The sequence below is a fragment of the Pseudomonas acericola (SeqCode) genome (assembly GCF_053456465.1).
Map to the genome: position 1 here is coordinate 222281 of NZ_JBRFJB010000003.1, position 11826 is coordinate 234106.

The window sequence follows — 11826 nt, forward strand, 5'->3', positions numbered from 1 at the left end:
CACGACGCCAGAAGGCTCAATTCCTTCTTCTGGTGCCCTCCGTGATAGCCTTTACAGATGATTTTGGAGGGATCCATGAAAAAAACTATCATCATGTTTTTACTGTTCATTCTGGGAGTTGGAGTAGCTGGTTATAGATGGAGCGATTGGTATAACCGGGATAACGTGGCAAAAACATCATCACTGGTGTCCAGGCATCTGCTTGCTTTTAAACGGGAGCCGAGACTCGACCTGTCCAGCTACTTGGCGCGCGGTGAGGATGCTGAGAAGGAGCTGGCGGCGGACCTTCTTGAGATGCAATCTGCCGATTGGTCGGGCGCCGAGATGAAACGAGATGCGGCAGTAGAGTTCACATCTCGTGCCTTGAACGTCATACGCACCTACACGCGCTTTCGTATGGCAAATTTGCGGGTAGGTATGACTGAGCGGCGACTGCTAGAGGATCAGCGCGCTCTAGCCCAAGAGACGGATCCGAAGCTCAAGAACCTGGCATCTGAACGCCTGCAAGCCTACAAGGATAAGTACCTGCAAGAGCGGCGTGAGTATTTCCATCAAGCGGCCGCTCTCGGTATGCACAGTGAGATGCTGCTAAGGGCAAATGATGGGGTTAAAGTTGCATTCGGTGAAGATCATGGGCTGGATTTAACGACTCAGGAATTTATGAAACAGCTTTTCTAGCCTTGCTCTCACGCCCCTTGAATAAATACTCAGCATGCGTAATAAAATAGTCGATAAGTATGTCTGGCTGGCAAGATAGTCGGGAGGGGCGCGATGGATATTGGAGCAAGGTTGAAGTCTGAAAGGCAGCGACTAGGCCTAACCCAAGCGAGCCTTGGCGCCGCGGGGGGAGTGGAGGTGAATGCGCAAGGTCGATATGAGGCGGGGGTTAGAGTTCCCCGCGCTGACTATCTAGCATCGATAGCTAAAGTCGGCGTCGATGTTCTTTACGTTGTAACTGGACAGCGAATGATGAATCGTGCAGCTGATTTCACGAGCAGTTGCAACGAGCCTACAAAGCTACGCCATAAGCCCAAGCTCCGACTTCACTGATTCCGGTATGAGATGATTCACTCCGGGGCCATTAGTACTGCCAAGGCTAGCTTTATGAACTCTTCGTTCTGGTCGATGGTGTGCAGACCGGCCCGGATGTTCTCGGCGACTTCAGTGGAGCCACGCTGCTCGACCCAGTTCGAGATCTCCATGATGGACGCCTCAAGGGCCAGCTGGTTTTCGTGAAGCTTGGAGAGCAAGGAAGGGAGCAGGTCTGAGTTTGTCATCGCAGTTCCTCATTAGTGAGAGCACCGTAGCGGTCAGTGAAGCTAGCCTTGCCATAGGGTGAGCTCCCCCTTTTAACATATGATTGAACTCAAGCAATTTTCGCGACTAATTTGGGTTGATTACAGGTAATTAACAATGAACGTAACTGAAGAGTTTGCGAGCCCGGGTCCTACGTAGCTGTCTGGCAAGCGATAGTAAGCAGCGAATAGCGGTATGTTAAAGCTAGTGCCTGAAGTGCTGAAGCCGTTGAACGTGTAGGTCGTGTCTAGAGCAATAGGCTGCCCAACCTCGTCCATTATCTTAAGCCCTATTCCTTTAGCAGTTGAGCTGGAATCTAGCGCAACCGCGCCTTTTTTAGCATCTATAACTTTTGTGTTGGCTTTGAGAGAGTAGGTTACTTTGTTGATGCCACTTTGGCACTGGTTTAGACCAATATTGAACTTGACCGCTCTAGGTGGATCTACGGCGTTATCGAAATCCATAACTTGGTAGTCGTCACCCATGTTAACCGATACCGAGGGTGTTTGGCAGGATGCGGTATTTAGATTGATAGGGTCGGTTAGATTGAATTTTACGAGAGCTAAGTCAGTGGTTCCGTAATTGCCTAGAAAACCTGCTGGCACTTGATTTTTTGATGATAGTTCTTTGGTTTTTATGACTTCAAATGTGTATGCGGTTATATCTAAATGGTAACTTCCCTGACTTAATGTATTCGGTTTAAGTAGGTATGGCACCTGTGCTCTATCCGTTGCTATACGAAATGAAAGCCCTGTATCGCCCAAAGGGAAAATTTCATTCGAAGAAGGTGTGCCGAGCGCGGAGTTCATGGCAAAACCAAATATGCTTGTGGAGTTGCAACTAAAATACGGATCGCGTGCGTACAATTTCTGCGTGAAGATGACGGTGCCAATAGGCGCATCTTGTGGAACTGTCATAGTTGTATTGCTCAAGCCTGCGCCGAAATTCAAAGTCTGCTCAGTAGTGCTATTGTCAAAGTAGCAAGCCGCCATTGCGCCGGGTGAACACAATAATGTTGTAATTGCGATTGTAGGTATTATGAATGCGAAAATTTTTGAGGGGATCATAACGACTCGTTTCGATGGATTTCTTCAATATTGACAGTCGTTTGGCGCAGCGAATATCAGACAATCCTGAGTTCGTGCGTATCTGTTGGTGGGTGCTTAGGTTTTTAACTGGAGGGCTGAATGGTTTATGGTAGGAGGGGCCAGCCCACCCTATGGCGTGATCCACGGCATTGTGGATTACAGGGCTGAAACTCCAGCGTTTTTTACCACATAGCGCAGCTACGCCTCGACGATGAAGCGAGTGGCGTTTGCAGCGAAACGATTTGCTTGGGACGGATGTTCTCAACGCGATGACCGAGGGCAAAGGTTCGTTCAGGTGCTGAGATAGACAAAGTTCTGAACCAAGCACCCAACAACGCGATGTATTTAGCACTCGAAAACGTGACGTATGATGTTTCGAAGAGATTACCTTGATCTCTAAGACGATCTGATTTAGCCGTCTGCAGCATTCGTGAGATGCAATTCATCCTGATGGCACGGACACGTGCGCAAGGGGAGATTCAACTGTGGGTGCTTTCCGAGGGACGACTTCGCCCAACAAGCACTGGTCATCGCTAATCACCCGAATGCGTTTCAGGGTGTAGCATCACCAGGTCAAAACTGATGCGATGGCTGGATTAGCTCAGGCCCTTTGTTCCGTACGTTTCCCACGGCCTTATTGACCTGAAACCACTCAAAAACCAATGACGGTTCACCCTGGTGCAGCACCATCTGCTCAGCACGCTCCTTGGGCGTGGCCGGGTCCAGCCATTCCCGTGCAAGGTCCGGCGTTAGCACCACGGGGCGCCGGTCGTGAATGTCCACCATGCCGCCGGCGCTGTCGGCGGTGATGATCACAAAGCCGTCATGCTCGCCTGGGCCTTCATCGGCGTCTGGAAGTTGCCCAATGGCTGCGCATAGCAGGGGGGCGCCATCGCGGCGGCGGATCAAGTAGGGCTGCTTCTTCGGCCCACCTTCATCCACCCATTCAAACCAGTTATCGATGGGCGTGATTGCCCGGTGCGGCCAGATCGCCCGGAAGAACGGGCCGTGGGCCACCTTCTCTGCACGGGCATTGATCGGCGCGGTACGGTCCTTGGCCCAATGAGGTCTCCATCCCCAGCGCACGGAGTCAGCGTGCAACAGGTCGCCCTGGATGTGCAGCAATGCCACCTGGGTGGACGGGGCGACGTTGTAGCGCTCAATCGGCTGATCACCCACGGAGTTCGCCAGGGCATTGGGCATGCTCAGCGCGGCGACGAAGTCGTGGATTCCTCGATACTGTGAAAGTCTTCCGCACATGGCCAGGCCCTCCGTGTCCGTGTGAGCTTAGACAATCGTGGTTGGGCGAGGTCTCATTTCATTCACGATCCGTCTCAGTCCCTCGGCTTCGCGTTTACTAGAACCGGCCGACGTGGTCAGGTCGGCGATCTCCTTCCTCATCGCTGCCGCTTCAGTACCGCGCACGCGCAGATAGCCGGCGAACTCGTCCTTCTTGGCCTGGGCCTCGGACAGCATCGAGACCAAGCCAAAGATGTCGGTGCGAGCTTTGCTCAGCAGCAGGTTCAATTCCTGGATTTCGTTCTCCAGCAGCAGGCAATGCTGTTGGTACATTTCCAGGGGCGAGGGGAGGCCAAGCCACTCACAGGTGTCTTCATCGAGGTTCATGGTGGGCAAATCCGAATGCTGTATGCACATACAGTAATCGAGGTTTAAGCGTGGCTCGATTTGAGGCGACGAGCTGTAGTAGATCGGATTACTCCGGTGCCATGAGAACTGCGAGCGTCAATTTGATGAACTCTTCGTTGTCGTCGATGGTGTGCAGCGCTCCCCGGATATTTTCTGCTACCTCGTCGGAGCCGCGCTGCTCGACCCAGTTCGATAGCTCCATAATCGAGGCTTCAAGGGCCAGCTGGTTTTCGTACAGCTTGGAGAGCAGGGGAGGGAGCAGGTCTGAGTTGGGCATCGGCGTTCCTCTGGTGGAGTAAACAGCGTAGCAGCAGATGTGTGGTCGCCTGCTCCAAAGCTATGCGACCCAAAGCAGGCATGCCTCATGTAGTAGTAGAGCCCAGCAGGCGCAACAGAACCAGCCAGAAAGGAAATGTCATCGAATTGAAGGGCAGAGCCAAGAAGGATGTTTGCATGCACGGTGCATGGTGCACCGTCGCCTCAAGTGGAAAAGTGAATATTTTCGAGGATAAATCCGACGACATAAAAAAGGAGTGCCAGCGAGATGCCTTGTAAGGGACGGATGAACCAGTACAGTTTCGCCATCACAAGGTAGGCAGCAAGCACGATCAAACCTGTGAATCCTAGGAAGTAAGAATGAAAGAGCAGCATTGGCTGCTGAAGTGCCAGATACCCAAAAATCGATCCGAACAAAATTGCACCCAGACTGTGGCTCGCGTTGAAGCCGATCCATGCTTTCCAAACGCTTGTTTGGCGGCTGATGACGGGGGAGGTCGTTTTAAGTCGTGCCAGTAAGTCGGTGTCACGAGGATGTAGCTTGTCACCAAAGTAGGTGTAGGCCAGATGTACCAGGCCTAACAACATGATGATTCCTGCACTGATTGTTATGAGTATTTGCGCAAGCATGGCGATCCCTACTAAATGTTCATCAGTCGTTCGGTTTCGACCCACGCGGAAATCGACGCGGGAAATTCAGGCGATGCCGGATTGAGCCCCATCGCATTACGCACGTCCGCGCTGCTCACGAAACCATCTCTGCCGACAATTGCGCCTTTGCTGTGGCCGTGAGCCATAATCCTGCCATCCTGCAGAAACTCGAACGCCATGTAGTTCCAACGGGCGTCCCAGCATTTCATCGAAAAGCGCAAGGTGTAAACCGCGAACGGCTTCAGAGCGCGGCGGTACGAAATGATGCTACCGCCCAGCATGGGGCGCCATCTCTTGCGTAACGCGATTTCGATGAATCCGGCGCGGGTGAAGTATTCGATCAGGGCCAAGTCAGTAATCGTCATGTAGCGACCGTTGTTCATGTGGCCGTTGATGTCGAGGTCATTTGGCCAGACGCGCATGACCAGCTCGATGGTTTCACCCATCTGGATCGGCGATTTAAAACGGGCTCGTAGCCAGGTCCAGAACAGCCGAAAGTAAAGGCTCATGCTGATTTCTCTTTCTTCGGTTTTTTTGGCGCAGCTATTGGCCGCGGTTCGATGCGTCGCTGTTTTTCGTAGGCGGCGACTAATGGGGCAATCCGTGGATCGGTACTGCCGGGGCCCGGAACCCAGTCAAGGTCGCGCATGGTTAGCGCTTTGCCAGACCGATTGCGAGGTCGCATGGGCTCGAGCACTTCGCCCGACTCGCGCTCGATGATCTGGACCGGAATCGAGTCGGGCGTTTGTAGCCAGCGGTCGCCCCACTGTAGCAATGCTATTAGGACGGGCAGGAGATCTCGTCCCTTTTCGGTTAGATGGTAGGCCTTGCGAAGCGCATCGTCGCGGACCGGCGCCTGCACCAGAATATCGGCGGCAATCATTGCATTCAGGCGCGCGGTCAGGATGTTGCGTGCGATGCCGAGGTGCAATGCAAACTCGTCGAAACGGCGCGTGCCGAATACGACTTCGCGAATCAAGAGGAGCGTCCAGCGATCGCCCAGCACTTCAAGAGCGCGGGCGGCAGAACATAGGGAGTCGTTGACTTTCAGGCGCGGCATAGGACTTCAAATGCAAGAAATGTAGTCTCGACTTTATGGTTTTTAGTTTTGTTACGCAACTAAATTAGTTTCGTAATAAAACTAAATTTGTTTTTCTCCAATTTTTTAGGTCCCCATACAGGTAGGGAATGGGAATGGCAAAGACGTGGGGAACCCGTTCGGCCTTGCAGTCTTGAAGGATAGTCACGGTGGTGACTGGAGCAAACGAGCGTTGAAAAAACCAGTCGCATCAGTGTGAATGGCGGCTTTTGAACTCATGGCTCAGCGTTTGGTGCTGGCCGAACGCGGCCATACGATTTGTCTCGCGAGTCGCGGGCTGTTGGTGGCGTGTATTCGTTCGGCAGGACGCCGAGGGAAGGGGTTATGCATTTCCGGCATGGCCCGAAATTTCCCCGTTGGGACCACTTCTGGGACCAACGGGTGCATTTCGGTGCTTTACGCGTGATGACTCACGACGACTTCGCCCAATAAACACTGATCTCCGCTAATCACCAGCATGCATTCCAGACCGCATGGTGATGTTAGCTGTGGAGATCAATTACTTTACCTATCAATGGGTTGCGAGCGTGTCGGCAGGAGCCTTCAGGCATGCATCAACAGCGACATCAAGGCGCGAAACCCGGTCGCTGCGCAAAAATTGGGGATGTGTGTTGGAATTTGGCGCGCATTGTCGCATATGTGAGGCGACAGTTGTATGGCAGGCGACGATGGATGTTCAGTGGTTTGGGTGTAGCCACCATCAAGCGGGCAAGGCCCCGCTAGATCGCAGACAAAGAAAAGCCCTTAGCGGGCACGAAGGGTTTCACTGGGCGCTTAGATAACCCAAGGCGCCTTAGTGCGCAAAGCTCGTGCTCAGTTCGAGGTGACGATTGCCTCGGCCAGTCGTTGATCTGTCATCAGGGGAGGGCTGTATGTCGTGCGGTAATAGCGCACCGCTTGCTCAAACTGAGCGCCGCGGATCTCGCCACCCGAACCGATGAATGCCAAAGCGTCGGTCTTGGCTGACGTGAAAATCTTTGGCGGATCGGTCGTGAGAGATGTGGTTGCTCCAATTAAAATGGTTGGCGAGGAGATTGTGATAAATATCCCGGCAGCGATAGGGTTGACGTCATCACCCGACACGGCATGTGTGCTGATTGACACAAAGAGGGCGATTGCCAGAGTCTTCCATGGTTCCATTCTTCAATGCTTCCATTGCAATCAAAGGGCGCCAAGATAGCAGGCCAAGGCGCTTGCCAGATACAGAGAGCTCGGCAGTCTGCCAACACCTCGACCTATTGCGTGCTCGAATCTTTGCCAATCTGCGATCCTTGCCGGCTGGCGTGATTCGTAACACTGAGTGATATGCTTTGCCGCTTATCGAACACGGAGAGTGGCAATGGGCAAAAGGTTGGAAAGGATTCAAGAATGGCTCACGCCGCGAAGGCGGCTATGGGCAGGAGTCGCCTTGTATGCAATTACTTTCACTGTGCCACTTATCAGTCCAGGAACATCCGTCAGTTGGCTCATCGGGCCTGCGAGCGTTTTATTTGTAGGCAGCTTCATCCCTGCGAAGAGTGGAAACGATAGGCGCCGCCCTCTGTGATCTCGGATAATTGATAGCGCTACAGGGTGCGGAAATTTACAATTTCAGTTTTTCAGGGAGACGAAAAATGTTTCATAGATCTTTGCGGCCGGTTGGCTATGGCTTGGCAATAGTTGGAACATTTGCACTGCTCTTTTCGGCTGTCGAGTTGTTTGTCGGGAGAGATGCTCTTTTTTCTGCTGCAAAATCAGCGGTGTTTATTTTGATTGGCGTCTTGCTGGTCAAGCACTCGACAAAGGCACAGTGACACCCCAAAGGAGCCTTGTGGATGGTGACATCCCAGGCAAACCAAAGAAGGAACAGCATGCGGATTTTGATAGCTGCGGTAGCGGTGGCGCTACTTCTGATTGGATGTTCCAGCCCACGAAAGCCGCTGGATAATCGTGACCCTTGCCTGGATTTTGGTGCCCCTCAGAGTCCCGGCTTCAATGCTTGCCTGGAACGACGGGCCAAGGCTCTTAAAGCGGTACTTGAAGACAGCGGCGAAAGACGCTACGAATTTGTTTCTGAGACGCCGCTTGATCCCTGAATCAAGACGCTAGCAAGCCAGAACGATGTTAGGCAGACGCTCCAATTAAAATGGCGTGAAGGAAAATACAGGCACAAGACCGATGTTCATCCTGGGTCTCAAGTCAGAACAAGCTAGCGATCGACTCCGCCAATCAGGATGGTCGACAGGAATGTAGTAATTATCAGCCCTTTGTCGAAAGGATTGGCAATACGTGCAGGTTGCCGTAACTCATCGATACACGAGCAACACAAGGATGTCGGCATGGACAAGTTATCCAAGGAAGCACGCAAAGTTCTCAGAGACGGCTTGCGCGAATTTGATAAGAGCATGTGGGACCTGATCTCCTATTCCAAGGATTCCGATGTTTTGAAATATGATCCGGGGTTTCTAACCACCAATGAAGGGTTGCACGTTCGTGCGCGCAAATACCTGGATGCGCTCAAAAGGGTATTGGGCGAACACAAGGTGTCGCACCCTTACTTCGATAGGGCCTTTCAGTGTGGGCTGCGTAATATCAATAAAATCAAGGTCGGACAGTCCAGATCTCATCTGCGATGGCACTTGAACAATGCACGCTGCGAGTTGATCAATGAAATGACGAACGATCGGTTAAATGTTCGGATTGAGATCACGTACCTGCACCCGGACATGTAAGCGTTAATGGCGCCAGTGTGAGTCCCCTGCACGAGCGTCAGGCGACCGCCGTTTGCCGTGCGAGCGTTGGTTTCGCCAACGTCTCCGGCATCGCCAACGTCAACAGCGCCAACGCCACGCCTGCCACACCCGCCAACGTCAGGAACGCCGCGTTATAACCGGCTTGCTGCACCACAAAACCCGCCAGGCTGCTGCTCAGTGCCGCGCCCAGGCCGAAGGCGGTGGAGAGGGCGCCCAGGGTGACATTAAAGCGGCCGGTGCCTTGGGTCAGGTCTTTGACGATCACCGGGAACAGCGCGCCAAAGATGCCCGCACCGATGCCGTCGAGCATTTGCACCGCAACCAGCCAGTAGGGGTCGTTGGACAGGGTATACAGCACGCCGCGCAACGGCAGGATCATGAAGCCGGCGAGCAACAGTGGCTTGCGTCCCCAGCTATCGGCCTTTATGCCCACCAGCCAGGCCACTGGCACCATCACCAGTTGCGCGGCGACGATGCACGCCGAGGTCAGCGGCGTGGCCAGGTGCAGGTTGATCTGCGCCAGTTTCTGGCTGACCAGCGGTAGCATCGCGGCATTGGCCAGGTGAAACAACGCGCAGCAGATGGCGAATACCAGCAGTGGGCAGTTCGCCAGCAATACGCCCATGCCGGAGGGTTGCGCGTGGTCGGTGACGTGGTCGGGGTCGAAGCCGCGGGCGACGTCATGGTCGATGGCCTTTGCCGACACGCAACTGATCGCCATCACACTGGCCAGCGCCATGGCCGCCATCAGGTAGAACACCACCACCGGCCCGTACAGATACGCCAGGCCGCCGGCCAGCAACGCAGCGGTGGCGTTGCCGGCGTGGTTGAAGGTCTCGTTGCGCCCGGTACGCCGGGTAAAGGCGCGGGGCCCGGTAATACCGAGGGAAATCGCTGAAATCGCCGGGGCGAACACGGATGCAGCGACCGCGCTGGCCGCCTGGGTCAGGGCCACCAGGCTGAATGAGCTGACGAAAGGCAGCAGCAGGCAGCTGGCGGTGACCAGCACGGCGGCAATCGCGACCACCGCGCGTTTGCGGCGGGTGCGATCGATCAGCGCGCCCGCCGGCCCCTGGCTGATCAGCGCGGCGATACCGGCCAGAGTCATGACCACGCCGATACTGGCAGGGTCCCATTGGTGCACGGCCAGCAGGTAAATCGCCAGGTAGGGGCCGAGGCCGTCGCGCACGTCGGCGAGGAAGAAGTTCAGGCTGTCGAGGGACAGGGTGTTACGCAGGTCTGAGTGTGGAGTCACGGCGCAGGCTTCGGGAGCGGCGTTCAACGGCTGAACACCCATTGCGTTAGTGACCTGCGGGTTTTGCGATAAGTTTCGCAGGGTTGACAGGCTTTTATTTGGCGGGCGCTTAGCTTATTTTCTGAGCCCGATTGTAACGATGTTCTGGAGACGCAATGGACATGCCCTCAGCCCAAGAGGCTATCACCAGCAACAAGCACGCCTGGGATCAATCCGCCCAGCTGCACAAAGACACGGACAACTGGAAAACCCTGCTGCGCTCAGTCGCCGATCCAGGCTTCTCGCGGCTGGACCCCACCATCACCGGCGTGCTGCAAGATGTTGGCGTCGCCGGCAAAGACGTGGTGCAACTGTGTTGCAACAACGGACGTGAGTGCCTGTCGTTGTTCAGCCTGGGGGCGCGGTCGGTGGTGGGGGTCGATCAATCCCGGGCATTTTTGCAGCAGGCACAGGAACTGGCGGAGGTCTCACCGCACAGTCCCGAGTTTATTGAAGCCGATATCCATCATTTGCCTGAGCTGTTGCTCGGGCGTTTCGATATTGCCTTGGTGACCATTGGTGTACTCGGCTGGATGCCGGATGTGGCGCTGTTCATGCGCCATGTCGCGAGTACCTTGAAGCCCGGCGGCACCCTGGTGATGTATGAAACCCACCCGTTCCTGGAGGTGTTTGACCCGCGCGCGAACAACCCGTTGCTGCCTGCCAGTTCGTACTTTCAGCGCGATCCCTTTGTGTTGCAGGAATCCATCGTCTATGAAGGGCAGGGCGAAGTTGAGGGGCCGACGTCCTACTGGTACGTGCACACGATGGGCAGCCTGGTGACTGGGGCGATAGCAGCGGGGCTGCAGATTGGCCACTTGCAGGAGTACCCGCACTCCAACCGCGAGGAACTCTATGACCAATATGAGCACCAGCCTGCGCAATTGCCATTGTGTTTCACCTTGACCGCCACCAAGCGCTGAGCCGCTTCCTGCGGGCAAAAAAAGGCCCGCGAAGAACGGCGGGCCAAGGGATTTACAGGAGTAGGTAGGCTTCACCCTATAGGCCGCAAAGTGAAGCGCGTGTGAAAAGGTTGTCTTGAATTCGCACGTGGAACGGGTCAGGCCCGGCGTACGAAACTGCGCATGGTCTGGCCCGGGCCGGTGCGGAATTCACTCGGGCGGGGCATGTGCTCATCCGCTGCAATAAACACAAACTCATCCCCTTCGAGGCGGTAGCTGGCGGGCAGGTGCTTGCCTGCGTCATCGCCCATGCTGTCGATCCAGGTAATGCGCTTGGGGGTGGTTGTGCTGTCGAGGAAAAACCGTCCGGCGAGCAACACCTTGCCACTGACGGTCGTCACTTTGAATCGGTCGCCCGCAATCGTCGTGATGGCGCCGGGCGCACTGTGGGCATCGACGGGATTGAGCACACCACTGTCTTCCAGTGCGGTTTGCTCCCAGATGCCTTGCAGGGCTTGTAGGTCTGGATCTGTGGTAAGTGACATACAAATTCCTTTTTGCTGAAGGGTTAGTCGCCGTTAGTTAGCGGTAAGGGGCTGTGTTCAGTCAATTAATTTTCCGAAGACTGTAGGACTCGTCTCTATTCTTTGCAGTTGGGCAAAATTCCCCTTTGTAGGCAATGGATTAGCGCTATTTTCTGGTTCTCGGGCAGCGTCACGTACGGAACCTTCTATGCTTTCGCGTGTAACAAAGGGCGCCTCTTTCGCCCTTGACGTTGCCCCCTGTTTATTCCGTCGTTATTCAGGTCTGTGTTGTTGGGCGCTGAATAACCACTCTTCAG

Annotated in this window: 15 protein-coding genes; 4 read left to right on the plus strand and 11 right to left on the minus strand. The window is 54.6% G+C overall.

Translation table 11 applies throughout. The features are described 5' to 3' along the window. Positions 1 to 75 precede the first annotated feature (75 nt). Positions 76 to 678 (plus strand): hypothetical protein, encoded by a 603-nt coding sequence (locus tag ACU688_RS13120; protein ID WP_448185049.1) that lies wholly within the window; start codon positions 76 to 78, stop codon positions 676 to 678. A 93-nt stretch (positions 679 to 771) separates the two neighbouring features. Further along, positions 772 to 1050 (plus strand): helix-turn-helix domain-containing protein, encoded by a 279-nt coding sequence (locus ACU688_RS13125; protein ID WP_448185050.1) that lies wholly within the window; start codon positions 772 to 774, stop codon positions 1048 to 1050. Between the two features lie 17 nt (positions 1051 to 1067). On the opposite strand, the gene ACU688_RS13130 is transcribed toward ACU688_RS13125, so the two are convergent. The 9 genes from ACU688_RS13130 to ACU688_RS13170 form a co-directional block, all read right to left on the minus strand. Further along, positions 1068 to 1277, minus strand: a complete 210-nt coding sequence (locus tag ACU688_RS13130) for a hypothetical protein (protein WP_448185051.1) — start codon at positions 1275 to 1277, stop codon at positions 1068 to 1070. Positions 1278 to 1397: 120 nt separating this feature from the next. Next, positions 1398 to 2363 (minus strand): fimbrial protein, encoded by a 966-nt coding sequence (locus tag ACU688_RS13135; protein WP_448185052.1) that lies wholly within the window; start codon positions 2361 to 2363, stop codon positions 1398 to 1400. Positions 2364 to 2957: 594 nt separating this feature from the next. After that, entirely contained in the window at positions 2958 to 3644 is a 687-nt protein-coding gene (locus ACU688_RS13140; protein WP_448185053.1) for an SOS response-associated peptidase family protein, read from the minus strand. A 27-nt stretch (positions 3645 to 3671) separates the two neighbouring features. Next, complete coding sequence (locus tag ACU688_RS13145; RefSeq protein WP_448185054.1) at positions 3672 to 4010, minus strand: hypothetical protein; 339 nt, start codon at positions 4008 to 4010, stop codon at positions 3672 to 3674. An 88-nt stretch (positions 4011 to 4098) separates the two neighbouring features. Further along, positions 4099 to 4308 (minus strand): hypothetical protein, encoded by a 210-nt coding sequence (locus ACU688_RS13150; RefSeq protein ID WP_448185055.1) that lies wholly within the window; start codon positions 4306 to 4308, stop codon positions 4099 to 4101. 203 nt (positions 4309 to 4511) lie between these two features. Beyond that, positions 4512 to 4937 (minus strand): LIC_13387 family protein, encoded by a 426-nt coding sequence (locus tag ACU688_RS13155; protein WP_448185056.1) that lies wholly within the window; start codon positions 4935 to 4937, stop codon positions 4512 to 4514. 11 nt (positions 4938 to 4948) lie between these two features. Beyond that, positions 4949 to 5467: a thioesterase family protein gene (locus tag ACU688_RS13160; RefSeq protein ID WP_448185057.1), complete on the minus strand. Its 519-nt coding sequence runs from the start codon at positions 5465 to 5467 to the stop codon at positions 4949 to 4951. After that, complete coding sequence (locus ACU688_RS13165) at positions 5464 to 6018, minus strand: winged helix-turn-helix transcriptional regulator (protein ID WP_448185058.1); 555 nt, start codon at positions 6016 to 6018, stop codon at positions 5464 to 5466. The genes ACU688_RS13160 and ACU688_RS13165 overlap by 4 nt, the downstream gene beginning before the upstream one ends. A gap of 852 nt (positions 6019 to 6870) precedes the next feature. Next, positions 6871 to 7197, minus strand: a complete 327-nt coding sequence (locus ACU688_RS13170; protein ID WP_448185059.1) for a DUF2388 domain-containing protein — start codon at positions 7195 to 7197, stop codon at positions 6871 to 6873. 1178 nt (positions 7198 to 8375) lie between these two features. Here ACU688_RS13170 and ACU688_RS13175 point away from each other — a divergent pair. Then, on the plus strand, positions 8376 to 8768 hold the full coding sequence (locus ACU688_RS13175) for a hypothetical protein (protein WP_448185060.1): 393 nt from the start codon (positions 8376 to 8378) through the stop codon (positions 8766 to 8768). 37 nt (positions 8769 to 8805) lie between these two features. On the opposite strand, the gene ACU688_RS13180 is transcribed toward ACU688_RS13175, so the two are convergent. Next, positions 8806 to 10044, minus strand: a complete 1239-nt coding sequence (locus ACU688_RS13180; protein WP_448185061.1) for an MFS transporter — start codon at positions 10042 to 10044, stop codon at positions 8806 to 8808. Positions 10045 to 10199: 155 nt separating this feature from the next. Between ACU688_RS13180 and ACU688_RS13185 the strand changes: the two genes are divergently transcribed. Continuing rightward, positions 10200 to 11006, plus strand: coding sequence for a class I SAM-dependent methyltransferase (locus ACU688_RS13185; RefSeq protein WP_448185062.1), 807 nt, complete (start codon positions 10200 to 10202; stop codon positions 11004 to 11006). 137 nt (positions 11007 to 11143) lie between these two features. Here the strand turns inward: ACU688_RS13185 and ACU688_RS13190 are convergent, their stop codons facing one another. Beyond that, entirely contained in the window at positions 11144 to 11530 is a 387-nt protein-coding gene (locus ACU688_RS13190) for a TIGR03067 domain-containing protein (protein WP_448185063.1), read from the minus strand. Positions 11531 to 11826: the final 296 nt, after the last annotated feature.